Genomic DNA, 17,293 nt, shown 5'->3' with positions numbered 1-17,293 from the left:
TCAGGGTAGGCGCAGTCACTTGCCTCGAACCAGCATCGCGCGTAGGTCTCGCCGAAAATAGAAAACTACGGCTACGGCATACACAACCCAGCCGAGCAAGTGCCATCGGCCGAGTCTTTCACCCCACCAGACTGTCACCGTCGCGAGCATGACCGCGAGACCAACGACCAGGTGCATCGTTGCCCTCGATACACTGATCCAACTCCGTGCAGCCGTTTCCGCGTTGATCACAAAGAGCGCCCACATCGCAAACAAGCTCGCAAGCACGGCCCCTTTCGCTTCGAACCGTGGTACCAACGCCAGCGATAGCAACAAGCAAACCAGCAGCGCCACAACGGAGGCCCCTGCGACTTGACCCATCCGTCGCGCGATATTGTTGCCAATTCCTCCCGCGTCGCGCATCATCAGGAGCAGCGGAACAAGTGCGGCCCCAACAAGGAGAAACTCGATCTGGGCATACTCTTTGGGCAGCAGGAGGGGCAAGACCCAAGACAGAAGCGCCACTCCGGAAGCTACAATCGCAAAAATTGCACACACCGCGCGCAGCGCGCTTGGATAGACATCCAGCACGCGTCCAGCAGCATTCGCCTTAAAGATCGCCGGACCCCAGACTGTGTTAAACGAATACTGCACGACCCCGACCGCGGCAGCGATACTAACCGCGACAGAATAGATCCCGAGTTCATGGAAATCCGAGTAGACCCTCAGGGAAAACGGCCCGATCGCACTCATGGCCACAAATGAGAATGCCGCGATCATTGCAGGCAAACCGTACTTCAACAGGGACACCAGACGCCCCCACACGATCCGGAAGGACGATGTGAGCGGACGCAGTCTCAAGGTCGCCAAATTCATGTAGAAGCCCGCAACCCCGAGCGATAACAGCAGGACAAGGGCGAGAACCAGGAACCCGGGGCGGGTCGCCACGAGCGCGACGGTGCCTAATCCGGCAAGCGTGACAAGCTTTGGGATCACTTGGGAGAAGGTGAAGGTAATCGCCCACTCGTTCATACGGGCGACCAGAGCCCATTGCCGTATTAGCAGCGAGAGAAAAAGCGTGGCTACCGTAGCGTAGCCAAAAACCGCGGAGTCGAGGCCGTAAACAAGGGTTGAGAATGATGCGGGGAAGAGCACAACGGGGAGAGTGAGCACCCCAAGGAGCAACAGCGGCGGCGTCATCGTGGTGGAATACAGCGAAGTCCGATCGTCTTCTTCATGGAATTCGCGCACGAACGCGTTGTCAAGTCCCATGAACGCCAGATTCATTGAAACCGCAATCAAGGTTTGGAGAAGGTTTAGTCTCCCGATATCGTCGGGTTCGAATATCCAAGCGGTGAGTGGCAGGGTAATTAAACCAAGTGCCGCGGAAAGCGCCGGGCCGACCGCGAAGATCACCAATTTCCGCTTCTGCATTTGGGCACCGATCCTCGTCAGTCGTTGACGTTACATAGCTCAGGGAGACAATCCAGCTGTTCGCTACTCATCGGACTGTTTCGCAGCGCCACAATGCTCGACCGGAGCGCCAGCCGGACGGCATAGGAGACCATTCGAGCCAAGCCAGAAGAGCACAGAAACACTACCACTACACTTGTTAATCTGGGTGCTTCCGAAACTTCTCTACTGCAAGGGCGCGCGGGAAGCATCTTTGACCGACCACGCCCGCGCCCGCACCCGATCGATGGAGCTCAACACAGATGAGTATTGGGGCAGATTCTCCCGAACAGAGCGATGAGAGCGCAAAGAATCGCCACCCCATCCGCAACACCCTCATCGTGCTTGGCACACTCGTCGTGCTGCTCGGGATCGGCGCCGGCATCGCGTACGCGGTGGTGTCGAGCTCGTTCAACGAGATCAAGAAGGTGAGCATCACGCAGGATCCGGAGCTTGAGCGGCCCGAGCCCGTCGAGGTGGCACCCGGCGAGCGTGCGCCGCTGAACATTCTGCTGCTCGGCTCCGACTCGCGCGAGACGACCGACCCGAACGCGTCCGCGGAGGACCTCAAAGGCTTCCGCAGCGACGCCATCATGGTCGCGCAGATCTCTCCTGATCGGAAGCATGTCACCGTGATGTCGATCATGCGCGACAACTGGGTCGGGATCCAGGGGGTTGGCGAGGCGAAGATCAACGCCGCCGTCGCCTACGGCGGGCTCCCCCTCGCGATCAACACCGTCGAGAACTTCATTGGCGCCCGGATCGACCACGTCGCACTCATCGACTTCGAGTCGTTCAAGGGGCTCACCGACGCGCTGGGCGGCGTCACCGTGCACAATGACATCGCCTACACGGCGCAGAATGGTGGCGGCGGGTTCTCCTTCGAGCAGGGCGAGATCACGCTCGACGGCGCCAAAGCACTGTCGTTCGTCCGCGAGCGCTACGCCTTCTCCGACGGCGACTACCAACGCGCGCGCAACCAGCAGGCATACCTCAAGGGGCTGATGCACAAGGTGCTCAGCCGAGAGACCCTCGGCGACGCGACCAAACTCACGAGCACGTTTGAGGCGCTGAAGCCCTACCTCATCCTCGACGAAGGGCTCAACCTCCCCGCCGTCGTCTCGCTCGGCTTCGACATGCGGGGGCTCCGCCCCGACGACATCGTCATGTTCACGAGCCCAACGCTCGGCACCGGGACCTCCGCCGACGGTCAGTCGATCGTGCTCCCGGATCACGCGGCGCTCGAGCAGGTGCGCGCCGCGTTCCAGGCGGGAACCCTCCACGACTATGCGGCGGCGAACGCCGGCTGACGCGTCAACAGTTGACCGCGGCGATCGGCGGCCCGGCCGGGCCCATGGGGCGGGCCACGAAACACCGCCACGTCTCTCCTGCACTCTTCTCGAATTCTGCACGCGACAAGGCTGCCTGCCCAAAATCTTGGGTTTGAACGCAGATCTCTGGCTGGGCGCTGCGGCGGCCACGAGAGCGCGCCCAGCACCCCCAAGAGGAACAAGCGTCCCGGATCACCACAGCTCACTCGGCCGTATCGCAGCGCATATTCCCGCACCTGCATTTGCGCAGAACCGACCAGAGGGTCTAATTTCGTAGACGAGCGTCTACGTCAGCGAAGGGGACCGCTAGGACGCCCAACAATCGCAGTTCGGGGGAAACACATGGGGGGCCATCTGCGCCGCTCCGCAGCGCGGAGCGACACCACCCGGGGAAACACAGGGGCAGGAGCGCTCGCGCTCCATCACAGCGCTGTGGTCGGGTTGGGGAACCCGACCACAGCGGACACCTCGGCCGCCGTCGCCCTCACGCGACAAGCCGCCGCATAGACCGGACCGCCGCGGAGACCCCACCCACCGCGGCTGTCCCTCCCGCCCGGGCGGATCGACCCTCGCATCGATCCGCTCGGGCTCTCTGCTGCCCGCACCCGACCGTGCGGCGTGTGCGGCGTGCGCGGCGTACGCAGCGCACGCGGCGTACGCGGCATGCGGGCGGCCGGGAGGCGCAGGGATCAGTCCAGGCCTGAAAAGCGCTCGAGCTGATCGGTCGCATCGTCCACTGCCGCATCGACATCGCGCAGACCCACGGCGCGCAGCGCGAACCGCATCACGCTCAGGCCACGCTCCCGAGCATTCGGGTCGATCCTGCGCACCTCAAGCACGGTCGCGCCAAGCTTCGACACCGCGAGAAACCCCACCGCATCCGCAGCCTCGACCGCCTCGACCACCTCGCCGTCGGCAAGCGCCCGCTCGAAGAGCTCCTCCACGGCGGCGCGCCACAGCTCGAGCGAGCGCTTCGACTCGAGCGGCGGCAGCGCCCGATCCGACAGCAGCGAAATAGCGGCCGCCACCTGCGGCTCGCGACGCACCCGCACATCGACCCCGAACAAGAACCGCGCCAACGCGCGCGTTCCACTCCCGGGGAACGCGGCACTCGCCGCAGCGTGCTCCCCCTCGATCGCGCGGGCGAGGGACTCCATGATCTCGTGCGCCAGCATGCCCTTGGTCGGGAACTCGCGCGCGAAGGCCCCCTTCGTGAGCGAGAGGCGGGCAGCAATCGACGACAGCGACGAGGCGGCGTAGCCCCGCTCGATCATCTCCTCAGCAGCGGCATCAAGCATGCCATCGCGAGCACTCATCTGCGACCGTCCCCGAATCGGATCCCCACCATTGCGGATGCCGCCGACGGAACGACGACCATTCGAGCGTAGCGCACGCGAAGAGTCCTCCTGACACAGCGAGGGGCTCGCGATCAGCATCGACCCGGCGGGCTGAACGAGCTCCCAGGGGATAAGACGGAACCCCCTGCAAGCCTGCGCTCGCCGGGGGTTCCAGTGTTGTTCAAGTGGCGGAGACGGGGGGATTTGAACCCCCGGTCGAGTTTAACCCCGACCCTTCATTAGCAGTGAAGTCCGTTCGGCCGCTCCGGCACGTCTCCATAAGCGAACAACGACGACCATTCTATCGTGAGGATCCGCCGCACGGGAAATCGAACGGGCGATGCGTGCGGCTGATTCCCGGTTAGAACACGGTACGGCCCTGCGAACAGGTCTCCTCGCTCGCCCGCGTCCCCGTAATCGAGTCCGGCAGCTTGATCGTGCCGTCGCCGGCAGGCGGCGGGGTCGTGCCGTCAGTCGTTGCGCCCGGATCCTCCGCGGGGGCGTTCGGATCGACCGGGACCTCTTCACCCGGAGTCTCCGTCGGCGCGGACGGCTGCCCCTCGACCTCGACGCCCTCGCCCACGCCGGTGACCTCGAATGGCGCCCCGCTCTTCAGCACCTCGAAGAGCTGCTCCGCGTTCACACGATCGGGCGTCAGACGCCCCTCCTGATACGGGTGGGTGAAGGACGGGTACTGCACGAAGTTGATGCGGTCGAGGTCGATGTCCTTCACCGTGCCCGCGATCGCCTGCATGAACTGCACGCTCGCCATGTTGCTCGAGAGCGTCATATTGTCGACGCCAGCCTTCGCGAGGGCGTAGACCTTCACGGGATCCGAGAGCGTGTCGGCACTCTTCAGCTTGCGCACGAGCGCCGACATGAAGACCTGCTGGTTGCTGATGCGGCTCGTATCGCCACCGTCCCCAACGCCGTGGCGGGTGCGCAGGAACTGCAGCGCCTGCTCGCCGACGAGCGTGTTGATGCCCGCGGGAAGGTCCAGGTTGGCCGCTTCGTCGACGATGGGCTGCGTGAGGCACACGTCGACGCCGCCGATCGCATTCGAGATCCCGATCACACCGTCAAAGGTGACGAGCCCGGCGTAGTCGATCTCCATGCCGGAGAGCTCGCTGATGGTGCGTGCCACGCACGGCAGGCCGCCGTACTGCATCATGCTGTTGAGCTGCTGCTCACTCATCGCCGGATAGTAGTCGGGCTCCCCCTCCGGGCCCGGGCAGCTCGGCACCGGAACCATGAGGTCGCGCGGGAAGCTCACGACGGTCGCGTTCTGGTGATCCGCCGACACGTGGAGCAGGAGATTCACGTCGTTGAGCTCGCCCTCCTCGCCGTCGTTGATCGACTGCCCGGCGCGGGAGTCCGATCCCACGAGGAGGATGGTGAGCTCGCCGTCGATCTTCTGGGCGCCGGCGCCCACCGTCTTCGCGTTGTTGTTGCCGAGCTCGACCGTGCGCACGTTGTTCACGAGGCCCCAGACCGCGTAGGCCGCGGTCGCGACGCCGCTGAGCCCCACAACGACCGCGGCGGTGAGGAGCACGCGCAGCGCGTTGCTCCACCCGTTTGAGCGGCGCAGCCTGCCGTGGCGCACGAAAGATGCGCGCTCCGCATCCGCAGCGAGTTTCTTGCCCATCAAGTTTCCCCGGTCTCCGCGGGCGTCCCGACACGCCCGTCAATCCAGCACAAATGTACCCGAGACGACTGAGGAGGTGCTTGGAGGGCGAAGGAACGCGGCCCGTCACCCGGCGGGAATTCCGGGTGCGGGCCGCGCAGGATCGCGGTGCTGGGGATCAGCGCCCCGCGCTCCTTCTCCTGCTCGAGAGCAGGATCCCGGCACCGGCGAGCGCCAGGAGTGCCGCCGCACCCAGCGCCGACCCGTGATCGGGGGCGCCGGTCTCGGCGAGCTTGGGTGCGGTGCGCACGACGACGGGCGCCGTGTGCACGGCCGGCGGGTTCGGTGCCACCGGCGGGACGACCGGCGGCTCGACCGGCGGCTCGACCGGCGGTTCCTCACAGCGTTCCAGCGTGAGCGTGGCGGTCACGGGGTCGCCAGTCGCGGCGTCCCCGGCGGGGGCCAACTCGATGCTGTATCTCCCCAGCCCATGCAGCGGGAGGAGCACGTCGCCGGAGCCCGCCACCTGCTCGGTGTGACTCCAGTCGGTGCCGTCACTGATCGTCAGGGCGTACCGGCCAGCGCCCGTGAGCCCGGTCACCGTCGCGGTTATCGACTCCGGGATCGGGGCATCTGCGGTGAGGCACGGCACCTCGGGCACGGTCACTGCCGGGGTGTCGGGCTCCGGGGGAAGCTGCTTGCATCCCTGTTCGAAGAAGTCCCGGCCAGCCGCATCCCAGTTCTGGCTGAGTGTGGTGACGACTCCCTCAACGAGGCCCTGGAATGGTGGGATGACGTCCCCCACATGCACCCCGAAGTGCGAAGCCTGCACCTCGTCTGAGGGCAGCTCCACGAGAGAGAAGTTCCCGTCCTCGTCCGGACCGTGACAGAAGTCAACCGGCTCGGGTTCCGGTTCGGCGCACTGCGCGACCGAGAATGCGCGGGTCCCCACCACCCGGTCGCCATAGGTGAGCGTCACTACATAGTCGCCCAGGCCATGAAGATCGAGCACTGGACCCCGTTCGCGCTGACGGTGACGCTATCGCCCCATGCACCCTGCGCGATGGCGAGATCTGCGGTCTTTCCCTCGCCAAGCCCCTCGATCGTCACCGCGATGGAGCCGGGCACGCTCCCATCCGCAGGGACGCACGGCGGCGGATCGAGCGTCAGTGCGGGGTCGCCAGGCTCTGGCGGGGGCGGCGGAACGCTGCAGTCGTTGAAGTAGATCTCCTGCCCGGCCGCGTCCCAGTTCTGTCCGGGGAAGCTCGCGACAGTGCCGTGGTCGTTGTAGGTGAACGGCGGGATGATGTCGCGCCCGTCCTGGTGGCTCGCGCCCGCGTGCCCGCTGACGTCGCCATTGGCATTCGGGGTATTCACCACGTACGGGTTCGACGCCGACGAGGTCGCGTGGCAGATCGTGATCTTGACCTTCGGGTTGTTGCTCCCGTTGGACTTCGCCGCCGCATCCGTCAGCTGGTTCGCGTCGGTTCCCTGCTTCGACTGCTGGTCGCCGGCCTCCTGTGCCGCGGGATCCGGATCCTGGGCCGCTTGGGCGTCGGTCTCCTCCGAAGCGGAGGGATCCGCCGCCGGGGGTTCTGTGACCGGGGGTTCTGCGACCGGGGGCTCCGCGACCGGGGGCTCCGTAACCGGGGGCTCCGTGACCGGCGGCGCCGGAGCGACCACCTCGGGGGCGGGCGGCTCGGTGACCGGCTGCTCGATCACCGGCTGCTCGATCACCGGCTGCTCGGCCACCGGCTGCTCGGCCACCGGCTGCTCCGTGCCCTGCGCCTCCGAGGCCGCCGTGAGCGCGGGATCCGGAGCCGCGGCGTCATCGGCAACGGCCGCTGTCACCCCCGACCCGAGCACGATTGCGAACGCGCCCACCACCGCGAGCGCGGCGCGCCGCAGACCCCTGCCGGGGTCGCGACCTCCCGCGCGCATCGAATTCCCCATGATTCCCCGCCTCTCCTGGTGAGGAGCGGTGATCGAACAGGCCCCCCGTGTTTAGCTGCGATATTCCGCACCATAAAGACAGGGAAACGATCTGGGATCGGGGAAAACTACCTATTCCGCGCGCGTCGGTCCGAGCGCAGTCGCGCGGCCCACTCGCGCAGGTCGTCGCGCTTGTCGATCCCGAGCTTCGCGAAGACGTTGCCGAGGTGATGCTCGACCGTGCGCGTCGAGATGTGCAGCCGCTCCGAGATGAATTTGCTCGAGTACCCGAGCCCCGCGATGAGCGCGATCTCGCGCTCGCGCGGCGTGAGGTCGACCGTCGTCGACACCGGCAGCCACAGGCCGAGCTCGGCAAGGAGCCTGATCTCGGGTTCGATCTCGCCGTCCTCATCGCCCAGCTGCACCAGGCGGTCCATGTGGGCGCGGATCGCGTCGCCGATCGGGTTGTCGAGCGCGCTGGCGAGCTCGAGGACGCGCGCGATCTCGCCGCGGGGCGCGCGAACGGTCTCCGCGGCGATCACGTGTCTCGCCTGGACCTCGATGAGCGGGAAGCCCTCGCGCTGCCAGTCATCGGCCATGGACCGTGCGAACTCGACGGCGTCGGCGGTGTCGATCCAGAGCTTCGCCCGCAGGATCAGGACATCGCGGAAGCCGGCCATGGCCCGGGTGAGCCCCGGCCTCGGGTCGATCGCCGCGCGCAGCAACCGCGTCGCGGCGGCGCCCTCGCCGAGCACCGCGAGCGCGAGGCCGCGCGCGGCGCAGACGAACGGCGAGACACAGTAGCTGTCGGCCCGCTTGAGCCGCGCGAGCAGGCGCTCGGCCTGCTCATCGGCGTCGGCCCATCTGGACTCGAGGAGCGCGAGCAGCACCTCGGCCGTATCCATCAGGCCGGAGGCACGCACCTCCCCGAGGTCCTCCGTGGAGAGCTCCGTCGTGAGCACCTGCAGCGCGTCGCGGAGCCCCGTGGCGTCTCCGGACGCCCACTCCGCCAGCATCCAGGCGAAGCCGTGCAGATCCGAAGCCCCGGAGCGGGCGCGGGTGCCGAGCTTGCTGAGCATGTGCGCCTTCGTCGCGCAGTCGATCGCGCCCTCGAGATCCCCCTGCTGAGCGAGCAGAATCGAGCGAGAGGCCCGCGCGGGGGATCTCGCCCACTCGACCCTGAGATCCGGGTGGATATCCTCACCGGGAATGTGTTCCAGCGCCTCGCGCAGGCGGCCAGACGCCATGAGGATGATGAGTCGCGTGCTCCGCAGCGTCTCGGCCGCCACCCGGTCACCCCCATCCCCCTCGAGGAGCTCCGCGATCTCACCGAGCACCTCGTCACCGGGCTCCCCCGCCCACACCCGCTCCCTGAGGGCCGTGGTTTCGAGTGCTCGCCTGAGCCGCTCGTCGACGAGATCGACGGCGTCCGGATCCGAGAGCAGATCGTCAATCCGCTCGACCTGGGCCCGCAGCGTCGCGTCCTCGCCGAGCAACCGGGCGAGCCGGGTCGCCCGCACCAGCGCGGTTCCCCGCATCGGCACCTCGGCGCCGGGGTGCGAAGCGACCGCGACGGCGAGCCGCAGCGCGGTCACCGGATCGCCGGCACGAGCCATCCGCGTGAACGCCGCCCACAGCCAGTCGATGGGAAGATCGCGCCCGGCTGCGGTGCCGAACGCGACGAGCCGCATGAGCCGCTCCGGATCCTGCATCGGATCGAGGTGCCCGCGCCCGCGGTCCAAAATCTCGAACACGAGGGCGTTCAGCTCCTCGCGCCTCGCCGGCGCCATAGACGCGCGGATCGACGCGCTGAACAGCGGGTGGGAGATCTGGAGAAAGGGCCGGCTGCCGCGATCGCGCGACACGACGAGTCCGCCGTGCAGGAGGGTCGCGAGCACCGCGGTGTCGAGTCCGCTCAGCAGGGCAGTCTCCCCGATGGGCTCAGCGATCGCGACGAATTCCAGCATGCGCCATTCGTCGTCATTCGATGACGCGGCGATGAGCTGCGCATAGGAGCTCGGCACCTCGATCGCCGCCTCGTCGTCGACGACCCACGCCGCCCCGCGCGCCCGGCGCACGCGACCGGCCTGGTCGTTCGCGACGGCGAGCGCCGCGAGCCCGTAACTGTTGCCGCCAGATGCGTCGTGCCACCGCCGGAGGGTGCCCGCCTCGATGCGGTCCACGCCGAGCAGCGCACAGAGCACCTGCTGACTCTCCTCGAGCTCAAGCGGGCCGATCGAGAGCGTCGACGCGCTGCGTCCCCTGCGGAGGCGATCGATGTCGCGGGTGACCCGGCGCGCCGTGACGATGAGGCGGATCGTGGTCCCGCGGCACACCGCTGAGAGGAGCGACAGATCCCAGGGCGCGCACTCGTCGGCGTCCGGGGCGACGAGCACGAGCTCGCGGCCGTCGGCGAGCTCGAGAAACCGCTCGCGCAGCCGCCTCGCCCACGGCACGGTATCGTCGTCGACCCGCGCGGTCTCGGGCAGGTAGCTTTCGAGGATCGAGGCGACCCCGCCCTCGGGTCTCGCCATGGGCAAGACGAGAACCTCGACCGGCCTGCCGAGGCGGTCTGCGAGGGCGTGCGCGGAGCGCTCCGCGAGGTAGCCTTTGCCGCGCCCAGGGTCGCCGATGAGCACGGTGACGGATCCCGCCGGCTCGAGTTTCTCGAGCACCCGGTCTCGTCTCCCGTGCAGCGACTCCGCGGCGCGTGCGCGCGCAGCGGCGACGTCGTACTTTCTTGTGGCTCCCCCACCCCAAGCGCCAGCCATGACGCACCTCCCAGCTCCGGGCCGCCCCCAGGTGACCGTCGGAGTAAGGCCGATTCTCACCCCGGATTGACGAATTCGCAAATTCGATACAGGCCAATTGTGCACTATAACCAATTTCGGGGCGTGCCCGGATGTCAATTCTTGTTCGATGTGGATTCGCTTTCCGGATACTGTGGAGCGATCCCTTGCCGGGGCGGTCGCGGCCGCCGATAGGCTGGCTGCATGCGTATCGCCACCTGGAACGTGAACTCGATCCGGACCCGCTTCGGGCGGGTCGTCGACTGGCTCGTCCGCGAGGACATCGACGTGCTCGCGATGCAGGAGATCAAGTGCCGGCCGGATCAGTTCCCCGTCGAGGCGTTCGAGCAGGCCGGATACCAGCTCGAGATCCACGGCCTGAATCAGTGGAACGGGGTCGCGTTCGCGAGCCGCCACGAGATGACCGACGTGGAGCGCAGCTTCCCGGGCATGCCGGGCTTCGGCAAGCCCATCAAGGGGCAGGAAGAGGTGCAGGGCACCGGGCCGAACGGGCTCCCGCTCGAGGCGCGCGCGCTCGGCGTGACGGTCGGCGACCTCCGGCTCTGGAGCCTCTACGTGCCGAACGGCCGAGCACTCGACGACCCGCACCTCGCATACAAGCTGGAGTGGCTCGAGGCGCTGCGCACGAGCGCGGAGGGGTGGCTGGCCGAGGATCCCGAGCTGCCGCTCGCCCTCATGGGCGACTGGAACATCGCGCCCCTCGACGCGGACATGGGCGACCCGAGCTTCGAGGTCGGCCGCTCGACGCACGTCTCCCCCGAGGAGCGCTCGATGTTCGCGTCCTTCGCGCCGACCGTCGAGGACGTCGTGCGGCCGATCGTGCCGTCGGGGTACACGTTCTGGGACTACAAGGCCGGCCGCTTCCCGAAGGACGAGGGCATGCGGATTGACTTCATCATGGCGTCGCGCGCCTTCGCCGACGCGGTGACCGGGGCCGCGATCGAGCGCGAGGAGCGCAAGGGGGACGCGCCGAGCGACCACGTGCCGGTCGTCGCCGACATCGATCCGACCCTGCTCGGCGGCATGTTCGAGGACGAGTACGACCGTCCGATGGTGTTCTAGGCCGGTTCCCGAGCCTGCCCGCCGGGTCGCTGTCAGAGGCTCCAACTAGACTGGGACCATGGCTGAATCCCTGCGTCTGGCTTCCGTAAACGTCAACGGCGTGCGCGCCGCCTTCAAGAAGGGCATGGGCGACTGGCTCGAGGCCCGCGGTGTCGACGTGCTCGCGATGCAGGAGGTGCGGGCGGACGACTCGCACCTGGAGGCCCTGCTCGGCGACGGCTGGCACATCCTGCACGATCCCTGCCAGATCAAGGGCCGCGCCGGCGTCGCGATCGCGAGCCGCGTGCCCGCGGCCGCGCACCGGGTCGGCCTCGGCGCGCTCGACGCGCAGGAGAGCATCCAGTCCTCCGGCCGCTGGATCGAGGCGGACTTCGAGCTCGGCGGCGCCCCCTTCACCGTCGTGAGCAACTACACCCACTCGGGCGAGGTCGGCACCCCGCGCCAGGAGGCGAAGTGGGCGTTTCTCGACGCGATGGGCGAGCGCATGGGTGAGCTCGCGGAGGAGCGGGAGCTCGCCGCGATCGTCGGCGACTTCAACGTAGGCCACCGGGAGTTCGACATCAAGAATTGGAAGGGCAACGTGAAGCGATCCGGCTTCCTGCCCCGCGAGCGGGCCTACTTCGACCGCTACTTCGGCGCGCTCGGCGAGACCATCACGGGCGTCGACGGCAGCGAGGGCCCCGGCCTCGGCTGGGTCGACGTCGGCCGCCGCTGGGCCGGCGAGGTCGACGGCCCCTATACCTGGTGGTCGAACCGCGGCCAGGCATTCGACAACGACACTGGCTGGCGCATCGACTACCACGTCGTCACCCCCGCGCTCGCGGAGCGGGTCGCCGACTACCGGATCGACCGGGCCGCGTCCTACGCCGAGCGCTGGTCGGATCACGCGCCCGTCGTCGTGGACTACCGCCGCGACGCCTGATCACCGCACTATTTCTTGCCACTCTTGAACACTGAAAGCACAGCCATGAGCGAAACCGCAAAGCCCGTCATCTTCTCCGGCATGCAGCCGTCGAGCGACTCGCTACACCTCGGCAACTACATCGGCGCGCTGAAGCAGTGGACCCGGATGCAGGAGGACTTCGACGCGTTCTTCTGCGTGGTCAACCTGCACGCGATCACGGTGCCGCAGGATCCGGCCGAGCTTGCCGAGCGCACCCGCCGCACCGCGGCGCAGTACATCGCCGCGGGCATCGACCCCGCGAAGTCGACGCTCTTCATCCAGTCGCACGTGCCGGCGCACGCCGAGCTCGCATGGGTACTCAACACGCTCACCGGCTTCGGCGAGGCGAGCCGCATGACCCAGTTCAAGGACAAGTCGCAGCGTTTCGGTGCAGACACGACGTCGGTCGGGCTCTTCACCTACCCCGTGCTCATGGCCGCGGACATCCTGCTCTACCAGGCGAACTCGGTCCCCGTGGGCGAGGATCAGCGCCAGCACGTCGAGCTGACGCGCGACATCGCGAACCGCTTCAACTCGCGCTTCGGCGAGACCTTCGTGATCCCCGAGGCGGAGATCCCGAAGGGCACCGCGAAGATCTACGACCTGCAGGATCCGACCGCGAAGATGTCGAAGTCGGCCGCGACCGAGGCGGGTCTCATCAAGGTGCTCGACCCGGCGAACGTGACGAAGAAGAAGATCATGCGCGCCGTGACCGACGCCGACGGGGAGATCCGCTTCGACCGCGAGGCGAAGCCCGGCGTCTCGAACCTGCTCACGATTTATTCGGTGCTGACCGGGCGCGACATCGCGTCGATCGAGGCGGAGTTCGCGGGCCGCGGCTACGGCGACCTGAAGAAGGGTCTCGTCGAGGTCGTCGAGGGCACCTTCGAGCCCGTGCGCACCCGCACCGAGGAGCTGCTCGGCGATCCGGCCGAGCTCGACCGCCTCCTCGCGGGCGCGGCAGACCGCGCGAACGAGGTCGCGAGCCGCACCCTCGACACGGTCTACGACCGCATCGGCCTCCTCCGCCGCTAGCTGCAGTTCCGCGGGGCGCCTCCGCGTCTCTTCTGCACTCACCGAGAGTTCGGCACTCAAGAAGGCTGTCTGCCGAAGATCGTGAAGTTGAGCGCAGATCTCTGGCTGAGCGCTGCGGCTGGACGCGGTGCCCACCCCAAACACTCGCTACACCTTGCCGGTTCTGCCCTCCGTGTGCGTTTTATCGATGACAATTCGCGCATGGAGCGCAGAACCGGCAAGGTCGGGAAGTTAGACTGTGTACATGACTGACGCCGGGGTCCAGCCTCCTGTGGTGCGCGCTCTCGCGCTCGTCCGCCGCACGCCCTTCACGATCGCCTTCGTGGCCGCGATGCTCATCGTCGGCGCGACGACCGGCACCCTCACGTCCGCCGCCTCCGACCAGCTCTGGTACCCGAACGTCGCCACCGGCCTCCCTTCACTCCAGGACGGCCGCTGGTGGACGCTCCTCACGTCGCCCTTCTTCGTCGACCACCCGTTCGTCTACCTGACCCTCCTCCCGCTCGTGATCGGCGGTTTCGGCTGGGCCGAGTGGCGCTTCGGCGCCCTCCGGACGGCGGGCCTCGCCCTCGCGGGCCACGTCGTCGGCGTGCTCGGTGCGGCCGGGATCCTGCTCCTCCTCGCCCCGAGCGGCTGGCCCTGGGCCGCCCGCCTCGCCGGCGACTACGACGCCGGCGCCTCGTGCGCGGCGCTCACGACCCTCGTCTTCGCCATCGCGACACTCCCGGCGCCCTGGCGCCTGCGCGCCAGGATCGCGATCGGCCTGTGGGTCGGGATCTCCGTCCTCTACCTCGGCCACCTCGCCGACCTCGAGCACTCGGTGTCGATCGTTGCGGCGCTCCTCGCGAGCGGCTGGCTGCCCGCGTTCCGCCACCCGGCCGGTCGGCCGAGCGTCCGCGAGTGGCGGCTCATCGCGCTCGCCGCGATGATCGCGATCGGCGCGATCCAGCTGCTCGACCTCGTGATCCCGTTCCGCGGCCCGCTCGGGGAGAACGACCCGAGCGCGGGCGTCGTCGACGTCGCGATCGACGTGGTCGTGATCCTGCTGCTCGCGAACGGCCTCCGCCGCGGCTTCAGGGTCGCGTGGATCGGCGCCCTCGTGCTCGCGTTCTTCAACTTCGTCGGCGGTGCCCTCGCGATCGCCCTGATCCCGCTGCTGTTGGAGTTCGATCTGATCGATTCGGAGGGCGAGATCATCGCCCTCGTCGTTGCCCCCGGCGTGCTCTGGATCGCCCTCGTCGGGCTCCTCATCGCGGCGCGGGGCGCGTTCACGGTGCCGCTGCGGCGCTCGCGCCGCAGCCTCGGGGCGCGCGGGCTGAGCCGCGACGAGCTGATCGAGCGTCTGCAGACCTCCGGCGGCGGCACGATCTCCTGGATGACGACGTGGGACGGCAACCGCCGGATCGCCGCAGGCCCCGAGGGCGCCGGCGCGGTCGCGTACCAGGATCACGCAGGCGTCGCCATCGGGCTCGGCGATCCGGTCGCCCCTCCCGGCGAGATGGGCGCCGTGCTCGCCGAGTTCGCGCGCACGACAGAGCGCGCCGGCCTCACCCCGTGCGTCTTCTCCGCGAGCCGCGAGGTCGACGCCGTGCGGCCGGAGGGCTGGCGCTCGGTGATCGTCGCCGAGGACACGCTCGTCGACCTGCCCGAGCTGCAGTTCACGGGGAAGGCGTGGGGCGCGGTCCGCACGGCGATCAACAGGGCCAAGCGCGAGGGCATCGAGTTCCAGCTGGTCCGGCTCTCCGAGGCTCCGTGGGGCGTGCTCGCCCAGGTCCGCGCGATTTCCGAGCAGTGGTCCGGCGACAAGGGGCTCCCCGAGATGCGCTTCACGCTCGGCACCGTCGAGGAGGCGCTCGACCCCGAGGTGTGGGTCGGGATCGCCGTCGACGAGGGTGGGAATCTGCACGGCGTGACCTCCTGGCTGCCGGTGTACGGGCCGGCCGGTGAGGACGGCACGCCGCGCGTCGTCGGCTGGACCCTCGACCTCATGAGGCGCAGGGACGGCGGCTTCGGCCCGGTCATGGAGTTCCTGATCGCGTCGTCGGCGCAGCGCTTCGCGGAGCAGGGCTACCAGTTCGTCTCCCTCTCGGGTGCGCCGCTCGTGCGCCCCGAGGATTCGGAGGCCGGCCCCGTCGACCAGGTGCTTGAGCGCATCGGCGGCCTCATCGAGCCGCTCTACGGCTTCAAGTCGCTGCACCGCTTCAAGCAGAAGTTCAATCCCCGCTCCGAGCCGCTGTCCCTGCTCTATCGCGACGAGGGCGACCTGCCCCGGATCGGGATCGCGCTCACGCGCGCCTACCTCCCGGACGCGTCGCTGCGGGATCTCGCCGCGTCCGCGGCGGCGATCCAGCCCGCCTCCTCGCCGAAGGGCCGGCCGGCGAAGGAGACCGCCTCGTGACGACTCGGCGCGACTCACTCGCCACCGGGCTTGCGATCGCCGGCGAGATCTTCGGCATGCTCATGCAGCTGACCCTCGTCTGGCTCGCCTGGCGCCTGCTGTGGGAGAACGACGAGATCGTGAACATGCTCGAGCTACTGACCTGGTGCATACTCGCCACGGCATATCTCGGCGGCACCGCGCTCGCCCTCAACGTTTCCGCGCGCCGGCGCGCGCCAGAGACGGCGGCAACCCGGATCCTCATCGGCCATCCGCTCGCCCGCCTCCTCTCGACGCTCACCACGTTCGGCTCGAGCCTCATGGGGCTGTCGGTCGCACTCGACCTGATCACGAGCCTCGGCGCGGCTCAGCCGAATCCCGTCGCCGAGTTCGCGGCGGTGTGGGCCATGCTGCTCTCCTGGGTCATGTTCAACTGGGGATACGCGCGGATCTACTTCTCGCACTACCACCGCGCTACGGAGCCCCCGCTGGAGTTCCCCGGCACGGCCTCGCCGCGGATCTCGGACTTCGCCTATCTCGCGTTCACGAACGCCACGACGTTCGCCGTCTCAGACGTGAAGGTCCGTACGACGCGCATGCGCTGGACCGTGGTTTGGCACACGACGCTCGCCTTCTTCTTTAACGCGCTCATCATCGGCCTGACGATGAAGGTGATCTCGGACGGGCGGCTCTTCGCCGAGCTGTTCAGCTGATCCGGACCGATTTCTTGGAGGGAGAGCAATGGCAGCGAAGGAACCGGCGATGTCGCCGTCTGACCTGCCGGTCGCCGAGGCGCTGGATCGGGCCGCCGGCCCCCGGCGCGCGGAGGCCGACGAGCTCCTCGCGATGCACCGCGAGGTGAGCGGCCTGGAGCCCGTCGTGTGGGCCGACCGGATCATCGGCTTCGGCGAGTACGAGTACCGATACGACACGGGGCACGGCGGCCGCGCGCCGCTCCTCGCCTTCGCCACTGCGAAGTCTCAGCACACGATCTACCTGCCGAACGACTTCGCGGAGCGCTGGCCCGACCTCATGGCCGGCCTCGGCCCGCACCGCGCGAGCAAGGTGTGCCTCTATCTGACGCGGCTCAGCCGGGTCGACACCGACGTGCTCCGCAGCATGCTCGAGCGCTCGCTCGCGGAGACCCGCGAAACCTGGGGGTAGTGGCTGCGCCCCCACGCCAGGGGTGATCTTCGTTGCGCTCAGCGCGGAATCATGACGCCATCGGTGCGGCGACCCGCGCGAGAGGCTACGATGAGGAACGTGTTCCGGGGTCGGTGAGAATCCGAACCGGCGGTGAAAGTCCGCGAGCCGCGCATCCGCGTGGCCGAGCCGGTGGAACTCCGGCACCGACGGTGATGGGCCCCAGGGCTCGAGTCCGGATGAGAGGAACGCAGAGCCACGCACGCTC

Annotated in this window: 13 protein-coding genes, 1 tRNA gene and 1 riboswitch; of the genes, 7 read left to right on the top strand and 7 right to left on the bottom strand. The window is 68.2% G+C overall.

The features are described from left to right. Positions 1-15: 15 nt before the first annotated feature. On the bottom strand, positions 16-1,413 hold the full coding sequence (locus tag ACOPJ3_RS02995) for a lipopolysaccharide biosynthesis protein (RefSeq protein ID WP_427870349.1): 1,398 nt from the start codon (positions 1,411-1,413) through the stop codon (positions 16-18). Positions 1,414-1,694: 281 nt separating this feature from the next. Here ACOPJ3_RS02995 and ACOPJ3_RS02990 point away from each other — a divergent pair, with 281 nt between their 5' ends. Next, a complete protein-coding gene (locus ACOPJ3_RS02990; protein ID WP_427870348.1) occupies positions 1,695-2,741 on the top strand; it encodes an LCP family protein in 1,047 nt (348 codons plus the stop codon). A 710-nt stretch (positions 2,742-3,451) separates the two neighbouring features. Here ACOPJ3_RS02990 and ACOPJ3_RS02985 read toward each other — a convergent pair. The 6 genes from ACOPJ3_RS02985 to ACOPJ3_RS02960 all read right to left on the bottom strand — a co-directional run bounded on the left by ACOPJ3_RS02985 (position 3,452) and on the right by ACOPJ3_RS02960 (position 10,426). After that, complete coding sequence (locus ACOPJ3_RS02985; protein ID WP_427870347.1) at positions 3,452-4,198, bottom strand: TetR family transcriptional regulator; 747 nt, start codon at positions 4,196-4,198, stop codon at positions 3,452-3,454. 87 nt (positions 4,199-4,285) lie between these two features. Beyond that, positions 4,286-4,377: transfer RNA gene (locus ACOPJ3_RS02980), tRNA-Ser, on the bottom strand. 83 nt (positions 4,378-4,460) lie between these two features. Beyond that, entirely contained in the window at positions 4,461-5,744 is a 1,284-nt protein-coding gene (locus ACOPJ3_RS02975) for an LCP family protein (protein WP_427870346.1), read from the bottom strand. A gap of 157 nt (positions 5,745-5,901) precedes the next feature. After that, entirely contained in the window at positions 5,902-6,702 is an 801-nt protein-coding gene (locus tag ACOPJ3_RS02970; protein ID WP_427870345.1) for an LPXTG cell wall anchor domain-containing protein, read from the bottom strand. Further along, on the bottom strand, positions 6,702-7,676 hold the full coding sequence (locus ACOPJ3_RS02965) for a hypothetical protein (RefSeq protein ID WP_427870344.1): 975 nt from the start codon (positions 7,674-7,676) through the stop codon (positions 6,702-6,704). The genes ACOPJ3_RS02970 and ACOPJ3_RS02965 overlap by 1 nt, the downstream gene beginning before the upstream one ends. Before the next feature lie 107 nt (positions 7,677-7,783). After that, positions 7,784-10,426 carry a LuxR C-terminal-related transcriptional regulator gene (locus ACOPJ3_RS02960; protein ID WP_427870343.1) on the bottom strand — a complete coding sequence of 881 codons (2,643 nt, stop codon included), beginning with the start codon at positions 10,424-10,426 and terminating at the stop codon, positions 7,784-7,786. A 222-nt stretch (positions 10,427-10,648) separates the two neighbouring features. Here ACOPJ3_RS02960 and ACOPJ3_RS02955 point away from each other — a divergent pair, with 222 nt between their 5' ends. From ACOPJ3_RS02955 to ACOPJ3_RS02930, 6 genes are all read left to right on the top strand, one after another. Beyond that, entirely contained in the window at positions 10,649-11,527 is an 879-nt protein-coding gene (locus ACOPJ3_RS02955; RefSeq protein WP_427870342.1) for an exodeoxyribonuclease III, read from the top strand. 58 nt (positions 11,528-11,585) lie between these two features. Then, positions 11,586-12,449 (top strand): exodeoxyribonuclease III, encoded by an 864-nt coding sequence (locus ACOPJ3_RS02950; RefSeq protein WP_427870341.1) that lies wholly within the window; start codon positions 11,586-11,588, stop codon positions 12,447-12,449. Positions 12,450-12,494: 45 nt separating this feature from the next. After that, positions 12,495-13,505: a tryptophan--tRNA ligase gene (gene trpS / locus ACOPJ3_RS02945; RefSeq protein WP_427870340.1), complete on the top strand. Its 1,011-nt coding sequence runs from the start codon at positions 12,495-12,497 to the stop codon at positions 13,503-13,505. Positions 13,506-13,749: 244 nt separating this feature from the next. Then, entirely contained in the window at positions 13,750-15,903 is a 2,154-nt protein-coding gene (locus tag ACOPJ3_RS02940; RefSeq protein ID WP_427870339.1) for a bifunctional lysylphosphatidylglycerol flippase/synthetase MprF, read from the top strand. Then, a complete protein-coding gene (locus tag ACOPJ3_RS02935) occupies positions 15,900-16,595 on the top strand; it encodes a DUF1345 domain-containing protein (protein WP_427870338.1) in 696 nt (231 codons plus the stop codon). Before ACOPJ3_RS02940 ends, ACOPJ3_RS02935 begins: the two co-directional genes overlap by 4 nt. A gap of 28 nt (positions 16,596-16,623) precedes the next feature. After that, positions 16,624-17,046: a DUF1801 domain-containing protein gene (locus ACOPJ3_RS02930; RefSeq protein ID WP_427870337.1), complete on the top strand. Its 423-nt coding sequence runs from the start codon at positions 16,624-16,626 to the stop codon at positions 17,044-17,046. 96 nt (positions 17,047-17,142) lie between these two features. Beyond that, positions 17,143-17,280, top strand: a riboswitch (FMN riboswitch). Positions 17,281-17,293 lie beyond the last annotated feature (13 nt).

The organism is Leucobacter luti (assembly GCF_050310065.1).
GTDB classification, from domain to species: domain Bacteria; phylum Actinomycetota; class Actinomycetes; order Actinomycetales; family Microbacteriaceae; genus Leucobacter; species Leucobacter luti_B.
The sequence above is the reverse complement of the archived record's forward strand: the minus strand, read 5'-3'. Positions and strand labels throughout refer to the sequence as shown.

Coding starts and splice junctions, on each gene's coding strand:
- ACOPJ3_RS02995 (WP_427870349.1), bottom strand. CDS start 1,413: ATGCAGAAGCGGAAATTGGTGATCTTCGCGGTCGGCCCGGCGCTTTCC.
- ACOPJ3_RS02990 (WP_427870348.1), top strand. CDS start 1,695: ATGAGTATTGGGGCAGATTCTCCCGAACAGAGCGATGAGAGCGCAAAG.
- ACOPJ3_RS02985 (WP_427870347.1), bottom strand. CDS start 4,198: ATGCTGATCGCGAGCCCCTCGCTGTGTCAGGAGGACTCTTCGCGTGCG.
- ACOPJ3_RS02975 (WP_427870346.1), bottom strand. CDS start 5,744: ATGGGCAAGAAACTCGCTGCGGATGCGGAGCGCGCATCTTTCGTGCGC.
- ACOPJ3_RS02965 (WP_427870344.1), bottom strand. CDS start 7,676: ATGGGGAATTCGATGCGCGCGGGAGGTCGCGACCCCGGCAGGGGTCTG.
- ACOPJ3_RS02960 (WP_427870343.1), bottom strand. CDS start 10,426: ATGGCTGGCGCTTGGGGTGGGGGAGCCACAAGAAAGTACGACGTCGCC.
- ACOPJ3_RS02955 (WP_427870342.1), top strand. CDS start 10,649: ATGCGTATCGCCACCTGGAACGTGAACTCGATCCGGACCCGCTTCGGG.
- ACOPJ3_RS02950 (WP_427870341.1), top strand. CDS start 11,586: ATGGCTGAATCCCTGCGTCTGGCTTCCGTAAACGTCAACGGCGTGCGC.
- trpS (WP_427870340.1), top strand. CDS start 12,495: ATGAGCGAAACCGCAAAGCCCGTCATCTTCTCCGGCATGCAGCCGTCG.
- ACOPJ3_RS02940 (WP_427870339.1), top strand. CDS start 13,750: ATGACTGACGCCGGGGTCCAGCCTCCTGTGGTGCGCGCTCTCGCGCTC.
- ACOPJ3_RS02930 (WP_427870337.1), top strand. CDS start 16,624: ATGGCAGCGAAGGAACCGGCGATGTCGCCGTCTGACCTGCCGGTCGCC.